Genomic DNA, 21,245 nt, shown 5'->3' with positions numbered 1-21,245 from the left:
TCGAATCATCTGTGTATGGGTCGAAAAATTCCTGTCCCAAGTCATATAAAAAAGAAGCGGAAGACCGATTTTCGGTCTTCCCGCTTCTTTCATTCGACATCTTTAGTTCTTAAAGGCCTCTGAAACCTTCAAAAGCTTGCCTTTCACTTTCGTATTTTTCATCACTTTCAAGACAAGCGGTCCTTTTTCATTCAATATTTCCACATAAGAAACATTATCCTGGATCGTTATGATCCCGATGTCCTCTGCATTCACTCCATCAATCTTTGCGATGGTTCCGACAAAATCCACAGCCCTGAGTTTCTTTTTCTTGCCGCCATTAAAATACAGCTTCATGATTTGTTTATTCAATTGTTCACTTTTATCTTTTTTGATTTTTGGACGGGCTTCCAGTTTGGCTTCGAATTCCGTTTTTTTATTGGAAACTTCCTCTTTAGATGGAGCAGTCATCTTAGGGACTTCAAAACCGATATATCCTTGGATCTCGGTAAGGAATTTGTCTTCGTACGGCGTCACAAAAGTAATGGCTTTTCCTTTTTTACCGGCACGGCCCGTTCTTCCCGTTCGATGTACGTAACTTTCCTTTTCCAATGGCAGGTCATAGTTAATTACATGGGTTATATTGTCGATATCAATTCCACGGGCAGCAACATCTGTTGCAACCAAATAGCGGAATTCACCTCTTCTGAATTCATTCATCACTGCAAGGCGATCTTCCTGAAGCATGCCGCCGTGAATCATGTCACACGGATATTCCAGTTCCAGCAGCTGTTCACATACTTGGTCCACCCTATCTTTCGTCCGGCAAAAAATGATGCAGCTATCGGGGTTTTCCGTGATGGTTACGTCTCTAAGCAGGGAAAACTTGTCATCTTCTTTCACTTCTATAAGGGCATGTTCAATTTTCTCCGTCGTTAAACCCTTTGCTTTGATTTCAATATCCAAAGGATCCTTCATATATTGCTTGCATAGTTTTTTTATACTCTCAGGTAATGTAGCAGAGAACAGCATGGTTACTCTATCTTTCGGAAGCTCCTTAATAATGGCTTCCACTTGTTCGATGAAGCCCATATTCAGCATTTCATCCGCTTCATCAATAACTAAATGAGTTAAGCGTTCCAAGGCAAATGTCCCTTTCTCGATATGATCCAGAACACGACCCGGGGTTCCGACGACTACATGGCTTTTTTGTTTCAATTCCGCTTTTTGCAGTGCGAATGGATGTTTTCCATAAACTGCAGTAGCCTTTATCCTCTTAAATCTGCCAATATTCGTAATATCCTCTTTTACCTGCACGGCGAGCTCACGTGTCGGTGTTAAAATAAGCGCCTGAGGCTTATTCTCTTCCCAATCGACCATTTCGCAGATCGGTATGCCGAATGAAGCGGTCTTGCCGCTTCCTGTTTGCGATTTAACGACAAGATCCCGCTTTTTCAGCGCCACTGGAATCACTTCGCGCTGTACTTCGGTTGGATGTTGATATCCCAAGCTTTCTAATGCCCTAACAATTTCATCGCTTAATGTATAGTCAGTAAAACTCAATTCATTCATATAACAGCCTCTTTTGTTGTTTAGTATGTTGCTTTATTGTTCCCATAATCGTAATTTCCTTATACAGAGTTCTATTATACGCGATATGCACCAATAAACCTTGTAATATCCAAATTCAATAGTTCTATTTCAATATAATGAAACGTCCGTCTTCATTGAAACAATGTCTTCAGGGCCCACATGATTGGAGTTAATCAAAATGGACCCTGCTTCTTTCAATATGCTAAAATATGTATGAAATTGCGGAAATAAAGGGTGTATATTCCAAACCGATGGCCAAAAGGAGGACTCATTATGATAATCGTAACGAATAGAATCAGAGTCAAAAAAGGGATGGGTGCAGTCATGGCCCCAGGATTTACTGCACCAGGTCCACTTGATACGATGGAAGGCTTCGTAAAAGTTGAAGTATTATTAACGCAGAATTTGACGGATCACGATGAGCTTAGCGTTAATATGTACTGGGAAAACCTTGATAACTTTACGGCTTGGAGAAATAGCGATGCATTCAAAGCTGCACATAAACGGCCTGAACCAGGTTCCGGTGAAGCAAAAAAAGAATCTCCAATTCTAGGCAGCGAGCTTACAACGTATGAAGTCGCCTCGGTAAAGGAAATAGCTAAATAATGAAATCACACAAAAAAGAGGCCGCAAAATATGCGTCCTCTTTTTGTTTTTTAATGAATTTACTTAGCTTCGGCTTTTTTGATTTGTTTACTTCTAAGCTGACCGCAAGCTGCATCAATATCCGTTCCATGTTCTTGGCGGATTTTACAATTGATGCCTCTCTTTTTCAGCGTATCATAAAACGAGAGAACGGACTCTTTGTCACTTCTTTGGTATTGGCTATGCTCATCTACAGGATTATATGGGATCAGGTTGACATAAAGACGATGTTTTTTGTCATCAAGAAGATCGGCAAGTTGCTCGGCTTCTTCTTGATGGTCATTGACATCTTTCAATAGGATATATTCGATCGTAATTCTCCTATTCGTTTTCTCTAAATAATAATCAAGAGATTTCATCAATTTTTCTATCGGGATGCCTCGGTTTATCTTCATGATTCTTGTCCTGAGCTCATTATTCGGCGCATGCAATGAGATGGCCAGATTCACCTGTAATTGAGTATCTGTGAATTCATAGATTTTATGGGCAAGACCGCTTGTCGAAACAGTAATGCGCCTGCCCGCGATAGCAAGACCCTTATGGTCCATGAGCACTTTCAAAAAGTCTAACATATTTTCGAAGTTATCGAACGGTTCGCCAATACCCATTACAACAACATGGCTTACAACATCACCTTGTTCCAATTTATCAAGATGCAGTTGGACGTTCATGATTTGTTCCACTATCTCCCCGCTGGATAAATCACGGCTTTTGGCCAATAATCCACTTGCACAGAAACTGCAGCCAATATTACAGCCCACTTGGGTGGTGACACAAACCGAAATTCCATATTTATGTCTCATCATGACCGTTTCGATAAGGTTGCCATCCTGTAATTTAAACAGAAACTTGATCGTGCCATCCGCTGCTTCTTGCTTGACGTGCTCAGTCAAAGTCTGGATGACAAAGTGCTCTTCAAGTAATTTTATGCACTCTTTATTAACATCCGTCATTTCAGAGAAACTCGTCACACGTGTTCTATAAAGCCACTCCCAGACTTGGGAAGCTCTGAATTTTTTATGGCCATGGTCCGAAAGCCACACTGTCAATTGTTCGAATGTTAAACCATAAATGGACTCTTTATTCATTCGTTACCCTCTTTTCATTACAGTAAGATTTAATACTTTAACCCATTACATTAAGGGGAACTCCCCCGGGATCAGTCTCTATCATTTATGATATGGTTCATTTCTATTTATCCGAAAAGCCCGATATATTTGCTCCACAAGAACCAATTTCATTAATTGATGCGGAAAGGTCATTTTCGAGAAGGAAAGGGCATAATCGCTTCTTGATAACACCTCGGTGCCAAGTCCAAGCGACCCGCCAATAATAAAGGCAATTTTGCTCTTTCCATAGGTGGCGAGCTGATCCATATGAGTGGCCAGCTGTTCTGAGGTAAGCTGTTTTCCATTGATCTCAAGCGTTATTACGTAGGTGTCCGGGCTGACTTTTGCCAGGATTCGTTCACCCTCCTTTTGCTTTACAATGTCCATGTCCGCTGTACTCAGGTTCTCCGGAGCCTTTTCATCCGGTACTTCGACAAGTTCTATATTAGCATAGGCGCTTAACCTTTTTGTATATTCAGCAATTCCTTGCTTTAAGTATTTTTCCTTTAGCTTGCCAACAGTAATAATCGTTATTTTCATATATATCCTCTAGCTTTCATTATGTTTTTACTATCAATTGTTGGATTTGCCTACCTATTATCATACCTTACAGTGACCTATAAGCAAAACAAGCATATCCTTTCCAATTTTTTATGCTTTTAAAATAAAAACCGCTGCCCCCTGAAAGCGGCAACGGTAACTTTCATTATTGAAGAAATTCGGCTGGACTTAGTTCCAATCCGAACAATTATCTTGATTATTCGTATAACAAATGCTTGAATCTAAACCATTCCACCCGCCGGATTAATCTTCGGAAAATGTTAAGAACAGGTTACAAACATGTTATCCACAAAAGTTATCCACATATCCACAAAATCTATCCACATCTTGTATGGGAATATTAGTTCCCTACTAGATATATTGCCACGTTTCGACAATATTCACAGGTTGTTGATAACTGATTTTCTTCGGGAACAAGCGTTAAAACAGGATAGGTTTCACATTCGTATACCACTTCATCCAGCGCCATGTCCACGTGTTCCTGACAGCAATATAATTTCATCTTACATATCTCCTTTCCCATTCATTATTCCCAGTACTTCCATTCCCAATTATCCACAAGTCACTTGAGATCTTTAATTTCACTATATATCCACAGGTAATCGTAACAAAAAATAAGAAAAGCGCAAGGAAATAGAAAGGACAGGAGGCATTTTTGCCCCCTGTCCTTTTGTGCTTTAAATTTCGCTGCTTGAAAGCGTGACTTCCGTTGTTTCTTTCTTTCCGTCACGGTAATAAATGATTTTAACTTTATCACCGACTTGTTTTTCATTGTAAAGGTATTTTCTTAATTCCACGACATCATGGATTTTTTCATTATCCATTCCAACTACGACGTCAAATTCCTTCAATCCTGCTTTTGATGCTGGAGAATTGCTTTGAACGCCTGTTATTGCAACGCCTGAAGTAACTTTCCTTGGCAGCTTTAATGTATTTTGTTGATGATATTGGGAAATTTCTTCTACAGATGCCAGGTTAACACCCAAGAAAGCACGTTTCACTTCACCAAATTCCTCTATATCATTAATAATCGGGATTACTGAATCGATCGGAATGGAAAGACCGATTCCTTCCACTGCATTTTCTGCAATCTTCATCGAATTTATTCCGATGACCTGCCCTGACATATTAACGAGTGCCCCTCCGCTGTTACCTGGATTAATCGCCGCATCGGTCTGGATGACCTCCGCATTCCAATCCACTTGTCCGTCCTCGTTGATATCCACCTCTATCGTGCGCTCCAAACCGGAGATGATCCCTTGTGTGATCGACCCGGAGAATTGAAGGCCTAATGGATTACCAATGGCAATGACGGGCTCACCAGGTTTCAATTTGCCGGAGTTTCCGAATTCAGCAATGGTTTTGACTTTTTCACCATTAACGACAATGACAGCTAAATCAGTCCATGGGTCACTGCCTTGTAGTTCAGCTGGCAATTTAGTGCCATCACTTAATGTCACTTCAAGTTCATTAGCTCCTTCAATGACGTGATTATTCGTGACGATATAGGCCTTGCCGCCATCTTTCTTGTAGACGACTCCAGATCCAGTTCCGGCTTCTGCCGAACTGTCCTCGGCGTTGCTCCCTTGACCCCAGAAGTTCGTTTCCTGAATGTTAGTGATGCCGACCACTGCGTCGCTGGCTTTGTCAACGGCATTGGTGACGGCACTTGTTACATCAAGAGTAAGGTTTTGCTGGGACTGCTCCGTGGTCCTTCTCTCCGTTGATTTTTCCGTTGTAGTTTCTTTTTCATCGTTATTTAACAGTCCGCTTCCCGGAAAGGCTAATAAAATAAGTAAGGCCCCGATGATGGCGCCCCCCAAGCCTGCTAGAAAATAGCTCGTATGGCTTTTTTTCCGTTTATTTTGGTTCTCATCATTCTGATCATAATAACCCAAGACCGCCCCATCCTCTCATTTTAGGAATGTATTATAGCAATTCTATTGTTTGGTATCCTCCCTCAATTATACTCAATTACCGAAATTTTTCTAAAAAAATGCATGCTTAATTTAAGGGGCAACATAAAATTGACTAGTATCAGCCCTTTTCCTTTTACCTATACAGTTCTAACCAAACGATACCCCTTTTAATCCGATTCGTAACTTACGAATCGAAATTTTTTAAAAATAAAAAAGGAATGAACAAGGTATCCCTCATCCATTCCTTTCATTTATAATGTAACAAGTTCCGTTGGTCTTTTCGGGTCAGTATCATATAAGGAAAATTGTTCACCCACGATGATCCCCTTTGTCTTTAACGTCTGTTCCACCGACATTCTTGCTAGATCCTTCATATTGTTATCAAGGCTTAAGTGGGCCAAGTAAATCCGCTTGGTCTTATCACCGGCCACTTCGCTCATTGCAAGGGCAGCGTCTTCATTACAAACATGTCCGACATCACTTAAAATCCGGCGCTTGATGCTCCATGGATATTTTCCCATCCTCAGCATGGACACATCATGGTTACTTTCGAATACATAAGCATCGGCATTTGAAATGATTCCTTTCATCCGATCGCTTACGTACCCTGTATCGGTAATGACCACAAGTTTCTTATCTTCATGATGAAAGACGTAAAACATCGGCTCTGCCGCATCATGTGAAACGCCGAAAGATTCTATATCAAGGCTGCCGAACGTTTTGACCTGTTCCATTTCAAATGTGAATTTTTGTTCAGTTCCAATTTCACCGATCGATCGCTCCATGGCATTCCATGTTTTTGCATTCGCATATATCGGGAGTTTATGTTTTCTGGCAACCACGCCAAGACCTTTAATATGGTCGCTGTGTTCATGGGTAACAAGGATACCGGATAGCTTGGACATATCACGGCCTATATCCTGAAACAATGCTTCCAGGGCTTTACCGCTTAAGCCGGCATCGACGAGGAATGATTGATCCTCCGTTTCCACGAAAAAGGCATTTCCCGTACTCCCGCTTGCGAGAACACTAAAATGCATTGTCATCTATACTCACTCCAGTATTTTTTCTTCTGTATTCAATTCAATGACCTCTCCATCAAAAGCATTCACGAAGAGATCCGTTTCGTCATCAATGACCACCCACCATGTTGGCACAAGTAAATGTGACACAGATGTCGTCTGCAGCGAATTGTAATATCCCAATTTTACATTCGTGACTTTACTTTTGGGATTAATATCACCATTGTCATACAATGCTCCAATAGCAGTTATGGCAGATTTCAATTCTTTAGGTTTATTGAATTTTTTGATTTCCTCTAAATACATCTGTTCATAGGAAACGATTTCACCCTTCTTGTTCAGATATAAAGTGACCTTCCCTTTACTATTATTATAAAACATCTTTTTATCTTCCACTTGATAGCAGGTGATGGTCTGGCTGATTTCATCAAAGCTCCAGAAATGATACTCACTTCCATTTAATATATACTCCTTCAGGAATATATCAAGGTCTGCAGCATTAATTTCCGCTTTCATGCCAACCGGTGTTTTAAATGTACCAACAAGCTTCTTATCATCGATGATTTTTGCTTTTTGATTTTTCAGGTACTGTATATCTTTCTTCTCGAAAGTCTTGCTTTGGGCAATCAGGAATTGATCCGACTTTTGTTTCGGAAGTGAGGTTTCTATGGAAATCTCATCTTCTTTCAACAGTTCTTCCGTAGTGGACTCCGTGAAACTTTCATATTGGGAGTCATTAATCTTTTCCAGGAATTGATAAAGAAGAAAAATATTCAAAACGAAGAAAACCATGATGAAAATCGACTTTGTATTATTCCAATCCACTTCGATCGCCTCCCGTGTCATCAAAAGGCACAATAAACCATTTATCGCCGATACGATAATACCAAGTGGGCTCAAGTGTAACTAGAGTTACAAGTTTGGAATCCAGGGATTTATCCAGTTTATAGCCTATCGAGATGTCCTCCACGCTTTTGAAATCGATATTATCTTTCGATTTCAGCTGATTCACTACTTCTTTACCGCTTCGTAAAGTCTTTGCCGATCCTACTGAAGGGAGGACTGAGTCCAGTTTAAAATATGGACGGTCATAGCTATAAATTTCTTCTTTCCCCCAAATTTGCTCGATTTCCGTCATTCCGGATTCATTGAAGGCCGGATAACCATTCACGAATAAGCGGAATACCACTCGTTGCTCATTCTCCGACATATAGGCAAAGCGGTAATTGTTATTTTCCCAACCGGCATGTTCATTGATGAAATCAATGCTTTTTTGCAAAAGGTCACTGGAACTGTCAAATAACTTGCTCTTTTGTGCCGGATTGATATAAGAAATTAAGTAATTATCTTTATTGACCGTCATCAGTCTTGTTCCATCCGTATATTCCTCACCGACCGAAACCGATTCCTGGCGAACGAACTTCGGAAAACTAAATAACGCATTTTTCAAGTTTCCAATATCCAAAGGGTCAATATAATATTCAAGTTTGTTGATTTCCACTGGGTTTTCCGGGACGAACAGTGTCCTTTTACTGTTTATCGTTTCGGCCGTGTATTCAGGATACTTATCGTAAGAACCCCGATAAAATGAATCCATGAAATTCCTTAGTTTTTTAGAGTTGACCATACCTTGATAAATCTTCCCGTGATCGTAGGAAACAAAATAAACAGCAGATTCATTACCACTGATATCCTTTTGTTTAATGATGATTCGATCAAACGAAAATTTAGGCACTTCCGTATCCGTTATATTCAATACCGTTTTATAAAGGGCAATGGGAATATCATCGGAAAATTCGATTTCAATCGATCCATCTTCATGGACAAAATCGTCAAATTTCCTTTGCAGCCTGTTTACGGATACCTCTTTTAGGCCTCTGAAACGCCATTGCGAAAATTCCTTTTCCATTTCATTGATTTCTGCCGGATTGGAAGTCTGGAAATGCTGCCCATTGCCATGGAAAAGGATACTGACTGGTTTAATGACATCACTGACAATCTGGACATCGCTTTTAATCTTTATGAATTCCGACGATTGTTCAAATGAATCATACTCAGGCTCGTACGTCCAAATGCTCCATGTCAAAAAAATGCTTGTCCCAACCAAAATAATCAGTATGATACTTTTTGCACGTTCAAAATTCATGACCAATCATCCTCTTCTTCCTGTTCGTAAGGAAGTGTAAAGAACACGGTAGTTCCTTTTCCATCCACACTTTCCGCCCATATTTTCCCGCCATGCGCCACGACCATCTCTTTTGCAATCGCTAAACCAAGCCCTGTCCCGCCTAAGTTACGGGCCCTTGCTTTATCCACACGGTAGAAGCGGTCGAATATTTTATCAATGACGTTTTTCGGGATACCCACTCCTTGATCTGTAATGCTCACAATGATAAAGCCATCAGATGCCCTGACGCGGAAAGTCACTTGACCCCCTTCAGGTGAATACTTTAATGAGTTGGAGATTACATTATAGAGAACCTGGGTGATTTTATCTTCATCAATATCCACAAAATAAGCTTCCTTTGGCAAATCACGCTTAAACGTGATGTCATCATTTTTCGACATTTCAAAACGATCGATGATGTGGTCGTAGAATTTATTGAAATTCACCCAGCCGGTTTTAAGCCTATAATCTTTACTGTCCATTTTCGAAAGCTGTAACAGATCATTAACAAGCCTGATCATTCGCTCCGTTTCATTTTGGGTCACACTTAAAAACGATGGAGCGATTTCCTCGTCCTTCCATGCCCCTTCCGCCAATGCTTCCAGGTAACTTCTCATCGTCGTTAGCGGAGTTCGCAGTTCATGTGATACATTGGCAACGAATTCCCTGCGTTCGCTCTCGATTTTTTCCTGCTCTGTTATATCATGCAAAACAGTGATCAAACCATTAACGAATCCCGTTTCCTTTTGAATGACCGAAAAATTCCCCCTCAAAATGAAAGGCCGATTTTTTTTGCTGTAATCAAGGATAATGGACTCTCGCTCTTCCAATAAATCCTCAAATTTATATTCTTCTTCAAGACCCAAAACCTCAATGATCGGTTGGTTCATGACGGTTTCACTCGAGACATTCAATAATTGTGCCGCCGGTTCATTAATCAAGTTCACCCGACCGCGCCTGTCCGTTGAAATTACGCCATCCGTCATATTGGCAAGGACGGATGATAGCTTTCGCCGCTCTCCCTCTGTGCTTGATTGCGACTCTTGAAGCTTTTTGGTCAAATTATTGAAAGTGACGGCAAGCTGGCCAATTTCATCATCGCCATATACCCTGACTTTTCTGGAGAAATTCCCTTTCGCCATCACCAGTGCCTGTTTTCTCATATCAGACATGGGTCTGGTGATCGTTCTTGCAAGCAGGATCCCCAAGATGGCCGTAATGACCAAAGCGATGGCCGTACCCGTCATGAAGATGCTATTGATTTCATCCATCTGCTCAAAGACATTTTCCATCTCCGCTATTACATAGACGGCGCCAATGACCTCCCCATTTGCTTCAATGGGTGTCGAAAGGACCCAGAGCCGCCTGCCTGATTTCTTATCCCGAAATATATCACTATCTTCTTTTCCAAAAGTGAGCGTATTCTTGATAAGGACCTCTGTCGTCCTCTTCCCTACAATATCCTGGTTACCTCGGGCTGAAGTTCCGATCACGCGTCTGCTGCGGGTGTCGATGACACGTACTTCCGAAATATCATTCGATGAATTATCCCGGTCTCTCAATATCGCATCAATCGCTTCTTCGAGGGTCGGATCTTCCTCTCCCCTCTCTTTTTCCATTTCTTCACCAATACTGTAGGTAAGCAGGTTAACGTGACCTTTTATTGATTTCGTAAAGTTCCCGACAAGATTTTCTTCCAATTCCCCAACAAAATATACCCCGATTATTTGCATCGCCACGAAAATGAGCAATACATAAATCAGAACAAATTTAAAATGAATTGAGCGAAAAAAACCAACCTTTTTCATAGAAACTACTCCTGTTCAGGGTTACGCAGGTAATAACCGACCCCTCTTCTAGTTACAATCCAGCCAGGATGGCTTGGATTGTCTTCAATCTTCTCACGAAGACGTCTGACCGTTACATCGACCGTCCGCACATCACCAAAATAATCATAGCCCCACACGGTTTGTAATAAGTGCTCCCTTGTCATGACCTGACCGATGTGCTTCGCTAAGTAATGAAGCAACTCAAATTCACGATGCGTCAATTCTATCGTATCGCCGCGCTTGGATACCACATAGGCATCCGGATGGATAGTGAGCGTGCCTATCGTAATTTCCTTCGGTTCATTTTCTTGATCGGGAACCGGAACAGCTTGCTGACGTCTAAGGTTCGCCTTAACGCGGGCAATTATTTCCCGGGTACTAAATGGCTTTGTCACATAGTCATCTGCACCAAGCTCCAATCCTAACACCTTATCTATCTCCGAGTCTTTTGCCGTTAGCATGATGATCGGCGTCTCATACTTCTTCCTTACTTCCCTGCATACTTCCATCCCATCGCGCTGCGGCAGCATGATATCAAGTAAAATCAAATCAGGTTGCCGTTCTTCCACCATTTTGAGGGCTTCATTGCCATCATAAGCACAAAAAACTTCGTAGCCCTCCTTTTTTAGATTGAATTGTAATATATCAGCAATTGGCTTTTCGTCATCCACTACCAGAATCTTTTTATCCATGTACTTATCTCCTTTTTAATAACTGAACTAAATCTATTAAAAACCGTGTCCTTATCCGGGACCTTATTCACTTTTCCTTCTGCTTGCACAAAGCTTCGCAACCTAGTTTCGGCAAAGTTACATATATATACCCAATAAAAGGGGCTGAACACCGGAATGAAAGCAAATTGTCTCTATTCTACTTTATCATTTTATAGGCATTAAATCACCTTTTTCCTATTATTCTCATCTATGAATGAAGCAGAAGAAGTCTTCGAATAATTTTCGAAGACTTCCAGCGATTACTGACTTATATAGTTTAGCGGATTAACGAGAGACCCGTTTTTATATATTTCAAAATGGAGGTGGACACCGGTCGAGTGACCTGTTGAACCCATCATGCCAATTTTCATGCCTTTTTCAATCTTTTGTCCCGCTTTTACATCTATTGAATCCAAATGGGCATACACTGTCTTATACCCATTATTATGATTGATCGTTATCTTATTTCCATATCCTCCGGAATTCCCGGCAGTTTCGATTATCCCATGATCTGCAGCCGTTATGGTCATGGTGGCTGGCCGTGCAATATCGATACCTTTATGAAGTTTCCCCCAGCGCTGGCCCTGCTTACTGGAAATATAGCCCCCATCTGCAGGCCATGAATATGTACCGCTGCCCTGTGAAGGTATGACCTTGGTGCCTTTTCTGGTGATTTCCGTTTTAGCTTCTTCCGTGACTTCTTTTTTTACGATCGTTTCACTGATTTTCTTTCCATTTGTTTCAGATACATTATAGGTGAACGCAAGAATCCCCTCATTCCCCATTTGTTCAGTAATGAGTTCGCCCTTTGGAAGTTCGTCATCCTCCTTCACTTTCTTTTCAAAAGGAATCCTCTCTTCCTTTAATACTTCTCTTTCTACCATTACGTTCACATAGGGGGTACGTTGGGTCACATAGAGACGCTCGCCCTCTTTAACACCTTTGTCCTCATCCTGTCCCGGATTCAGCTCCAGCAGTTGATCCAGGTCCATATCATGGCTAGTGGCAATGGCTTCAAGATCTTCATCTTCCTTAGCCTCATAGATCGTCGTTTCTTCCTTTCCTTCTTCTATCATGGAAAGGGTTTTATCGACACTCTTGATTTCGTCTGGATATACCATTGTCTCTTTAAACGTAACGGGAAGTGAAAATTCGATGTCCAGAATTCTGCTTCCTGGCTCTTTTAACGAATCGGCATCTTTTTCACTTTCCTTTTTACCTGATTCGTATTCAGCGTATTCCTCTTCATTTACATATAATAAAGTGATTTTCTCCAGAACGTCCTCTGCATCTTCCTTTGACGCAACATAAGCGACCGCCTGGTTATCTATGTCGATTTCATATGCCTCGGCCTTCACATTCAACTGATCTTGAATTCCCTTAACAGCCTGTTCCTCTTTAACATCTTCATCGAATACCTCTTCAGGTACGAACTTCAGCTGTGTCTCCTTATCGAATGTAAAGTCAGGATAATCTTCCTGTGCTTCCTCTACCTTATCGGCTACGATGTTTTCGATTTCCGTTTCATCCGTTACACTGCCGACGAACTCATCATTAAGATAAACATGCTGTATGGTTGTAGTTTCCGATATCCCAGCAGCAGTTACCCGATTGCCCGCAAGCACCAAAATGACGGAAACCATCAACAGGATGATCCCCTTGCCTTTTGAGCTAAACATATATTGTCCTCCTTAACGGCTCAGTCACCAATTAAGAAACTAATCAAATTTATTTGAGATTTATTAGTCCAATTTAAATATCCAGATGCTTATGACTGATTTCTATAATGATTTTTATCACTCATAACTCTACCATATTAAGAAAAAAAACAAGAAACAGACTTCATAATGTAATAGAACTGTATAAATGGTGACAACATGTACCAATGGATATGGTAATGGGGACAGTTCAATAAACTGCGGAAAAAGGAGTGGGCCTAAGCCCAGCAAGGGGAAAAGCGAGTTTTATTCCGAATTGGCCGAAAATGGTATGTTACAAATCGTTAACAATCTATTAACAAGATTTCATTCATAATCCTCTGGACGCATAACAAAAAAACGCCCTAAAGGAAAGGCGTTTATACAAGGATGGCTCAGGACGGAATCGAACCGCCGACACAAGGATTTTCAGTCCTTTGCTCTACCGACTGAGCTACTGAGCCAAATATTCTATTTTAGAATAAAAATAAAATGGCGGTCCCGACGGGAATCGAACCCGCGATCTCCTGCGTGACAGGCAGGCATGTTAACCGCTACACCACGGGACCAGTAAAGCATATATATAAAGAAGTGACCCATACGGGATTCGAACCCGTGTTACCGCCGTGAAAGGGCGGTGTCTTAACCGCTTGACCAATGGGCCGGAAAAAAATGGTGAGCCATGAAGGATTCGAACCTTCGACCCTCTGATTAAAAGTCAGATGCTCTACCAACTGAGCTAATGGCTCGTTCTAATGAAATGTTTCTTTGCTGGATGTTAACCAGCTTGTTAATGGCTTGTTCTATTGTGACGACGCTTTTGATAATATCATGGTTCTTATAGTTTAGGCAATAGTTTTTTGAAATAAAATTATTTTTTTCTTATCTTTTTTATTTTCCCTCCAGTTTTTATCCACATTCATTCGGCAACCCGGTCCTCCCTAACGTGACATATAATGCATCGATCTTAAAAATGAAAGAAGAGCCGGCAAAAAAAGCCAGCTCCTTTTCATGAATTACGCTAGACGCCAAGGGCTTCTCACGACATTTGTTTGGTTACGGTCAGGACCGACAGAGAAAGTGGTCAAAGGAATGCCTACCAATTGAGATACGCGCTCTACATAGTGGCGAGCGTTCTCTGGAAGCTCATCCAATGATTTGCAGCCTGTGATATCTTCTGACCAGCCTGGCAGCTCTTCATAGACTGGTTTACATTCGCCAATCGCTTTCAAAGTCGCTGGTACCTCATGAATGATTTCGCCTTTGTATTCATAGGCCACACAAATTTTGACCGTATCAAGACCTGATAATACGTCAATCGAGTTCAATGATAAATCGGTAATCCCGCTGACACGGCGAGCATGGCGAACGACAACAGCGTCAAACCAGCCTACACGGCGCGGTCTGCCTGTAGTTGTACCATATTCACGGCCAATTTCCCGGATTTGGTTACCGACTTCATCATGCAATTCTGTAGGGAAAGGACCATCGCCCACACGGCTTGTGTATGCTTTACATACTCCAACCACATGGTTGATCTTCGTAGGACCTACACCCGAACCGATTGTAACTCCACCTGCAACGGGGTTGGAAGAAGTGACGAATGGGTATGTTCCTTGATCGATATCAAGCATGACACCTTGTGCCCCTTCGAATAATACCCGTTTTCCTTCATCAAGTGCGTCATTCAATACAACGGATGTATCACAAACATATTTCTGCACTTGTTGTCCGTACTCATAGTATTCTTCCAAGATATCTTCGATTTTGAAACCTTCCGTTTCATAGAAGCGTTCGAACATACGGTTTTTTTCGACAAGATTTTGAGACAATTTTTCCTCGAAAATTTCACGGTCCAAAAGGTCTGCCATGCGGATTCCGTTACGAGCAGCTTTGTCCATATATGCAGGGCCGATTCCCTTTTTAGTCGTTCCAATTTTGTTGGCGCCTTTACGGTCTTCTTCGACTTCATCCAATTTGATATGGTAAGGAAGAATGACATGTGCACGGTTCGAGATACGAAGATTATCCGTACTCACCCCATGGCTATGTAAATAAGCAAGCTCCTCTACAAGAGCTTTTGGATCAACTACCATACCGTTTCCAATGACACAAATCTTATCACTATAAAAAATCCCTGACGGAATTAAATGCAGTTTATAGGTAACGCCGTTAAATTTAATTGTATGCCCTGCATTATTCCCACCTTGATAACGAGCGATGGCTTCCGCATTCTGGGATAGAAAATCTGTTATTTTACCTTTACCTTCGTCTCCCCATTGTGTACCGACTACTACAACTGATGACATCTGAATAAAGCACCTCCAAAGGTTCACGTAATACCGATCATTAACCGGTTCTTATCAAACAAACCTATTTTATCAATAATCCAAACTGGAAGTCAATACAAAATCCGAACAATACACTTTTTAAAAAATTCTTTGTTCGTAAATATAAGAAATTTCTTTCCGGTTTTTTTAGGATCGTCAATCATTATTGTACCCTTTGATTTCTTTTTCTATTATCATTAGGACCTTTCTTTTTCCCGAAACAGGGAAAGCCCGCCATTGCATGAATGGCAGGCAGTCCCCTATGCGCCGGGAGACATCGAATCATCATCGAAACGGCGTTCGAGATTAACGAATTTATTATATTCTTTTACGAATGCAAGCGAAACCGTGCCGACCGGACCATTACGCTGTTTCGCTATAATGATTTCAATGATATTTTTATTCTCGGATTCTTTATCATAATAATCATCACGGTATAAGAATGCGACGATATCAGCATCTTGCTCGATACTCCCGGACTCCCGGATATCAGACATCATCGGGCGCTTATCCTGACGCTGCTCCACTCCCCGCGATAGCTGGGAAAGGGCGATGACGGGCACTTTAAGTTCACGGGCCAGCGCTTTGAGTGAACGTGAAATCTCGGATACCTCTTGCTGACGGTTGTCGCCTGAACGGCCATCGCCTTGAATTAACTGCAGGTAATCGATCAATATCATGCCAAGGCCATGTTCCTGCTTCAAACGACGGCATTTTGAACGGATTTCACCAATCCTGACACCTGGCGTATCATCGATATAAATGCCGGCATTCGACAAGCTTCCCATCGCCATCGTCAGTTTACGCCAATCCTCATCAGTTAAGGAACCTGTCCGTAAATTCTGGGCGTTGATATTCCCTTCAGCACAGAGCATACGCATAACGAGCTGCTCTGCACCCATTTCAAGACTGAAAATCGCTACATTCTCCTCCGTTTTGGTCGCAACGTTTTGAGCGATGTTCAATGCAAAAGCGGTTTTACCAACCGAAGGGCGGGCACCAACTATGATGAGGTCATTACGTTGGAACCCCGCTGTCATTCGATCCAGTTCAGCAAACCCTGTCGGTATTCCCGTGACATCCCCTTTACGGGTAGTCAAAATTTCTATGTTATCGTAAGTCGCAACCAATACATCCTTAATATTTTGAAAAGACCCGGAATTCTTACGCTGGGCCACTTCCATGATCGTTTTTTCTGCTTCACCGAGCAGCTCCTCGACCTCGTCCTCGCGACTGTAGCCTTCCTGAGCGATGTTCGTCGCAGTCCGGATCAAACGCCGCAGCAATGACTTCTCCTCGACGATGCGGGCATAATATTCAATATTGGCCGCGGTAGGCACCGATCCGGCCAATTCACTTAAATAAGAAACCCCGCCAACTTCTTCAAGGTTTTTTGTCGCAGCCAATTCCTCTGTCACCGTAATCAAATCGACAGCTTTTCCTTCGTCATTCAATTTAAGCATCACATTAAAGATCTTTTGATGAGAGCTTCTATAAAAATCCTCCGGAATCAAAACTTCCGAAGTTACGGTCAATGAAGAGGGCTCAAGAAAAATGGCTCCTAGCACAGCCTGTTCGGCTTCTATATTTTGAGGCGGAATCCTATCCTGAAATTGTTCTATCATATCTTAAAACCTCCCATTCTAAGAGGATACCTTTTATATGTTTCTAGTAAAAAAGAAAAAAGTGAAAGGACAACGTGCCCAATCACATTTTTCGTCTATCTCTATTTTATCAATTTTTCACAGATATGAAACAGCTAAAATTAGTTAATTTCTTTCACATGCACAGTCAGTGTTGCAGTGACTTCAGGATGAAGCTTCACCGGAAGCTTTGTATGCCCTAAAGTGCGGATGCCTTCAGCAAGCTCCATTTTACGTTTATCAACCTTGATACCGTGTTTTTTCTGAAGCTCAGATGCAATTTGTTTAGTCGTGATGGAACCGAATAAACGCCCGCCCTCACCGGCTTTGGCAGATAGTTCAACCGTTAATTTCTCCAGCTGCACTTTCAATTCTTCAGCCTGCTGCAGCTCTTCTGCTGCAAGTGATTCTTCTTTATTTTTCTGTGCTTCCAAAGTTTTCACGTTTGAATTATTTGCTTCAACGGCCAATCCTTGTTTAAGCAGGAAATTATGTGCATAACCATCCGCAACATTTTTAACTTCCCCTTTTTTCCCTTTACCTTTAACGTCTTTAAGAAATATCACTTTCATTCTTTATATCCCCCTTCTAAATATTCATCAATAGCTGCTTTCAATCGACTTTCGGCTTCATCAATGGAGCATACCTGTTGAGTGGCGGCATTCGTTAGATGTCCGCCTCCATTCAACATTTCCATGATCACCTGTACATTGATATCACCAAGAGAACGCGCACTTATCCCCACCGTATCATCAGACCGCTTAGCCATTACAAAGGAAGCGACAACGCCATCCATCGTCAATAGGGTGTCCGCAGCCTGAGCAATGAGCACCTGATTATGAACCTGATCGGTTTTTGCCGCGGCAATGGCAATTCCCTTTTTATAAAAGATGACTTCTTCAATGAGCTTCGATCGTTTGATATAGGTGTCCACGTCTTCTTTTAAGAATTTCTGGACAAGTACCGTATCAGCTCCATGCGCCCTTAGATATGAGGCTGCATCGAAAGTGCGTGATCCTGTTCTTAAGGTGAAGCTTTTCGTATCGACGATGATACCTGCAAGAAGCGCCGTCGACTCAAGCATATCAATTTTTGAGCGTTTCGGCTGATATTCAAGCAGTTCCGTCACAAGCTCTGCCGTTGAAGATGCATATGGCTCCATATAGACGAGCAATGAGTTCTTGATGAACTCCTCACCCCGCCGATGATGGTCGATGACCACAACCTTATCGATTCTATTCAATAACCGCTCTTCAATCACCATGGAAGGTTTATGGGTATCGACCACAACCAGCAAGGTCTCATCCGTAATCATTTCTAATGCATTATCAGGTGTTATGAACCTGGCATACAGCTCTTCTTTATTTTTGATCTCTTCCATTAAACGAAGGACACTGCTGTCGAGCTGCTGGGTGTTTATGACAATATAGCCTTCACGTTCATTCATTTGGGCAACTTTCAAGATGCCGATCGCCGAACCGATTGCGTCCATATCCGGGTTTTTATGGCCCATGACAATGACTTTATCGCTATCAAGGACTATATCCTTCAATGCACGGGAAATCACACGGGCACGGACCCTCGTGCGTTTTTCCATCGGATTGGTTTTGCCGCCATAGAATTTCACTTTTCCATTCGCTTGCTTTATGGCTACCTGGTCACCGCCCCGCCCTAAAGCGAGATCCAAGCTGGACTGGGCAAGCGTACCTAGTTCCGGCAAGGATGACACGGCCGAGCCGACCCCGATGCTCAATGTCAGTGGTACATTTTGCTTGGCCGTCGTTTCCCTGATTTCATCCAAAATCGAGAATTTCCCCTTTTCAAGCTGCTGAAGGATATGCTCATTAAAGACAGCGATGAATCGTTCCGAGGAAACCCGTTTAAAGAAAACGCCATTATCCCTTGCCCACTTATCGAGAAGTGAGGTAACCAAGCTATTAATGCTGCTTTTACGCTGATCATCCATACCCTGTGTCAAATCATCATAATTATCAAGAAGAATGATCGCAATTGCCGTTCTCTCATCTTCATATAATTTCTCAATTTCCACTTGCTCCGTCACATCAAAAAAGTAAAGAAGCCTTTCATCACGCTTATGGACCACCTTGAATTTCCGATCGTGGAGCGTAAGTGTCTCTGTCTCGATCTCTTGCTTGATTAACGGTACTATCGAGTCCGCAACATCGTATAGCGATCTTCCTGCCAAGGAGTCCTCACTAAAACAAGAAGCCAGGAATGGATTGGTCCATTCAATGTAATAATCCTCATTAAAGAGCATGATCCCAATCGGCATTTCCAATAACGCTTCCTCGCCCACCTTCTTTAAACGGTAGGATAAAGTCGTTATATACTCTTCTGTCTTCCGTTGCTTTTTTTCTACCATTCTTAATGTTAAATAAAATAAACCAGCAAGAATCAATAGTCCAACAAGTGCAATAACCCAATTATAATAAGCCAGTACGCCCAAAAGTAAAACGACTGCGGCCAGCACCCCATACAATGGGGACTTAATCGAGTATTCTTTCAAATAAGATGGCATAGTTTCAGCTCCTAAAAGCATCTGTTTTACAAAAAAGTCTTCTATTCCTTTTTCTTGATTGTCTCCCTAAAAGGAAAGCCTAAATCTATTATACCTAAAAATCGGACGGCCGTCGTTATAATCGGAATCGGCAGAAGTAAAGAAAAAACCACAATTAAAACAGGTATCGCCTTAACCCATGACTTAACATGAGCGATATAGAATATCAGGGAATATCCTTGTAATAAAATGAAGAACTGCAGTATGAAAAATAGGTTCGTTATGGCCATATATACAAAACTGTTCTTGTCCGTATTCACAAAAAGAGCAAGAAGCATCGTAATTAAATAATACCATAAAAGGCTTTTCGGGAGTCGCAGATCTCGAAAATGAGGCCATTTTAACGCCTTATCACTGAACCTCTTCACAATGGGATGCGCTGCAAAGAAAATCAATAAAACCATGATGACGGACATCAAGACGAACAAACTTGGCATCAGCGTGTTCATCATATCGATCGATTCATACATCCGCTTTTTGACTTGCTCCGTCGGTGCCTGTCCAAAAGTATCCATAATGCCGATTGTATTTTCAAGGGACTCCTCGGCCATGTTCATCGATTCCTCTATGTAATTAACATCCGTTATCAACACTGAAGCTGCATATATTAATAAAATGCCTCCCAGGAAGACAAGGACTGCGCTTATGAACATAGGTGCCATCGGTTTGTCCTTTTTCAAAAAATAGCCGATCGCAATTCCCGTTGCCCCCATGAGCAATGTCAGCGGAACAGACAATATCGTCCCGATGAGGATCGACAATAACGAGGCTACAAATAAGTAACCAAGGCTCCACGATAACTTTTGTTTGATTGTGACCAGTATGAATGGAATGGGTAAAAAGAAAGTAGTGAAAATACCCAATAGTGGGATTTGAATGGTGATGAACAATAAAATGCAATATAGTGCCAGAAGTGCTCCGCCCTCGGCAATTCGTCTCCCGCTATTCATCTTTATTTCACCCCCTGTTATGATTGATGTCTTATCTCCATCTTTATATTGTATCCGTTACGGCCAGGATATTTCAAACATCACAGTCTTTTTTGGGATATGATTATTTTTTCTGAGGAAAACGCGCGGATTGAAATAAAAAAACCGCAATTCAGCGGTTTACAGGCATAAGTGAAAACTTATTAAAAAAGGCACATTAAGGATAACTCCTCAACGTGCCAATTTATTATTCACCAGATACGTATGGTAGTAATGCCATAGTACGTGAGCGTTTAATAGCAATCGTTAATTTACGTTGATATTTAGCGCTTGTGCCAGTTACACGACGTGGTAAAATTTTACCGCGTTCTGAGACGAATTTTTTAAGAAGATCTGTATCTTTGTAATCAATTTTAGTGATTCCGTTAGATGTGAAATAACAAACCTTTTTACGCTTACCGCGTCCTTTACGTCCACCCATTGCCATAATATATTTCCCTCCCTGCTTTTTTGAATTTTCATTTTAAACGG

At 41.6% G+C, this 21,245-nt stretch carries 18 protein-coding genes and 4 tRNA genes; 1 reads left to right on the top strand and 21 read right to left on the bottom strand.

Annotated elements, in window-relative coordinates; genetic code table 11:
• Positions 1–102: 102 nt before the first annotated feature.
• Positions 103–1,551 carry a DEAD/DEAH box helicase gene (locus ACFX4H_RS19415; protein ID WP_377436047.1) on the bottom strand — a complete coding sequence of 483 codons (1,449 nt, stop codon included), beginning with the start codon at positions 1,549–1,551 and terminating at the stop codon, positions 103–105.
• Positions 1,552–1,845: 294 nt separating this feature from the next.
• On the opposite strand from ACFX4H_RS19415, the gene ACFX4H_RS19410 reads away from it, so the two are divergent.
• Positions 1,846–2,178, top strand: a complete 333-nt coding sequence (locus ACFX4H_RS19410; protein ID WP_057278265.1) for a heme oxygenase — start codon at positions 1,846–1,848, stop codon at positions 2,176–2,178.
• 59 nt (positions 2,179–2,237) lie between these two features.
• On the opposite strand, the gene rlmN is transcribed toward ACFX4H_RS19410, so the two are convergent.
• The 20 genes from rlmN to rpsR all read right to left on the bottom strand — a co-directional run bounded on the left by rlmN (position 2,238) and on the right by rpsR (position 21,201).
• Positions 2,238–3,305 carry a dual-specificity RNA methyltransferase RlmN gene (rlmN, locus tag ACFX4H_RS19405; RefSeq protein WP_377436046.1) on the bottom strand — a complete coding sequence of 356 codons (1,068 nt, stop codon included), beginning with the start codon at positions 3,303–3,305 and terminating at the stop codon, positions 2,238–2,240.
• Positions 3,306–3,386: 81 nt separating this feature from the next.
• Positions 3,387–3,866 (bottom strand): 23S rRNA (pseudouridine(1915)-N(3))-methyltransferase RlmH, encoded by a 480-nt coding sequence (gene rlmH / locus ACFX4H_RS19400; protein ID WP_034316119.1) that lies wholly within the window; start codon positions 3,864–3,866, stop codon positions 3,387–3,389.
• 361 nt (positions 3,867–4,227) lie between these two features.
• Positions 4,228–4,389: a CxxH/CxxC protein gene (locus ACFX4H_RS19395; RefSeq protein WP_065310847.1), complete on the bottom strand. Its 162-nt coding sequence runs from the start codon at positions 4,387–4,389 to the stop codon at positions 4,228–4,230.
• A 175-nt stretch (positions 4,390–4,564) separates the two neighbouring features.
• Complete coding sequence (locus ACFX4H_RS19390; protein WP_377436045.1) at positions 4,565–5,785, bottom strand: S1C family serine protease; 1,221 nt, start codon at positions 5,783–5,785, stop codon at positions 4,565–4,567.
• 272 nt (positions 5,786–6,057) lie between these two features.
• Positions 6,058–6,852, bottom strand: coding sequence for an MBL fold metallo-hydrolase (locus ACFX4H_RS19385; RefSeq protein WP_063574578.1), 795 nt, complete (start codon positions 6,850–6,852; stop codon positions 6,058–6,060).
• A gap of 6 nt (positions 6,853–6,858) precedes the next feature.
• Positions 6,859–7,653, bottom strand: coding sequence for a two-component system regulatory protein YycI (locus tag ACFX4H_RS19380; protein ID WP_328138559.1), 795 nt, complete (start codon positions 7,651–7,653; stop codon positions 6,859–6,861).
• A complete protein-coding gene (locus ACFX4H_RS19375) occupies positions 7,640–8,974 on the bottom strand; it encodes a YycH family regulatory protein (RefSeq protein WP_377436044.1) in 1,335 nt (444 codons plus the stop codon). The genes ACFX4H_RS19380 and ACFX4H_RS19375 overlap by 14 nt, the downstream gene beginning before the upstream one ends.
• A complete protein-coding gene (gene walK / locus ACFX4H_RS19370) occupies positions 8,971–10,803 on the bottom strand; it encodes a cell wall metabolism sensor histidine kinase WalK (RefSeq protein WP_328138561.1) in 1,833 nt (610 codons plus the stop codon). The genes ACFX4H_RS19375 and walK overlap by 4 nt, the downstream gene beginning before the upstream one ends.
• Positions 10,804–10,808: 5 nt before the next feature.
• Positions 10,809–11,516: a response regulator YycF gene (gene yycF / locus ACFX4H_RS19365; RefSeq protein ID WP_034316131.1), complete on the bottom strand. Its 708-nt coding sequence runs from the start codon at positions 11,514–11,516 to the stop codon at positions 10,809–10,811.
• 281 nt (positions 11,517–11,797) lie between these two features.
• Complete coding sequence (locus ACFX4H_RS19360; protein ID WP_377436043.1) at positions 11,798–13,216, bottom strand: peptidoglycan DD-metalloendopeptidase family protein; 1,419 nt, start codon at positions 13,214–13,216, stop codon at positions 11,798–11,800.
• A gap of 409 nt (positions 13,217–13,625) precedes the next feature.
• Positions 13,626–13,698, bottom strand: a tRNA-Phe gene (locus ACFX4H_RS19355).
• Positions 13,699–13,727: 29 nt separating this feature from the next.
• Positions 13,728–13,803 (bottom strand) — tRNA-Asp (locus ACFX4H_RS19350).
• A 23-nt stretch (positions 13,804–13,826) separates the two neighbouring features.
• Positions 13,827–13,898, bottom strand: a tRNA-Glu gene (locus ACFX4H_RS19345).
• A gap of 9 nt (positions 13,899–13,907) precedes the next feature.
• Positions 13,908–13,983: transfer RNA gene (locus ACFX4H_RS19340), tRNA-Lys, on the bottom strand.
• A 267-nt stretch (positions 13,984–14,250) separates the two neighbouring features.
• Positions 14,251–15,543, bottom strand: coding sequence for an adenylosuccinate synthase (locus ACFX4H_RS19335; protein WP_034316136.1), 1,293 nt, complete (start codon positions 15,541–15,543; stop codon positions 14,251–14,253).
• A 281-nt stretch (positions 15,544–15,824) separates the two neighbouring features.
• Complete coding sequence (gene dnaB, locus ACFX4H_RS19330) at positions 15,825–17,189, bottom strand: replicative DNA helicase (protein WP_034316139.1); 1,365 nt, start codon at positions 17,187–17,189, stop codon at positions 15,825–15,827.
• Between the two features lie 140 nt (positions 17,190–17,329).
• On the bottom strand, positions 17,330–17,779 hold the full coding sequence (rplI, locus tag ACFX4H_RS19325) for a 50S ribosomal protein L9 (RefSeq protein WP_034316140.1): 450 nt from the start codon (positions 17,777–17,779) through the stop codon (positions 17,330–17,332).
• A complete protein-coding gene (locus tag ACFX4H_RS19320; RefSeq protein ID WP_377436042.1) occupies positions 17,776–19,746 on the bottom strand; it encodes a DHH family phosphoesterase in 1,971 nt (656 codons plus the stop codon). Before ACFX4H_RS19320 ends, rplI begins: the two co-directional genes overlap by 4 nt.
• Positions 19,747–19,787: 41 nt before the next feature.
• Positions 19,788–20,735 (bottom strand): YybS family protein, encoded by a 948-nt coding sequence (locus ACFX4H_RS19315; RefSeq protein ID WP_034316145.1) that lies wholly within the window; start codon positions 20,733–20,735, stop codon positions 19,788–19,790.
• Positions 20,736–20,961: 226 nt separating this feature from the next.
• Complete coding sequence (gene rpsR, locus ACFX4H_RS19310; RefSeq protein ID WP_053348323.1) at positions 20,962–21,201, bottom strand: 30S ribosomal protein S18; 240 nt, start codon at positions 21,199–21,201, stop codon at positions 20,962–20,964.
• Positions 21,202–21,245 lie beyond the last annotated feature (44 nt).

The organism is Peribacillus sp. YIM B13477 (genome assembly GCF_042787955.1).
Classification (GTDB): domain Bacteria; phylum Bacillota; class Bacilli; order Bacillales; family DSM-1321; genus Peribacillus; species Peribacillus frigoritolerans.
This window is presented reverse-complemented; position numbering and strand designations above follow the sequence as displayed.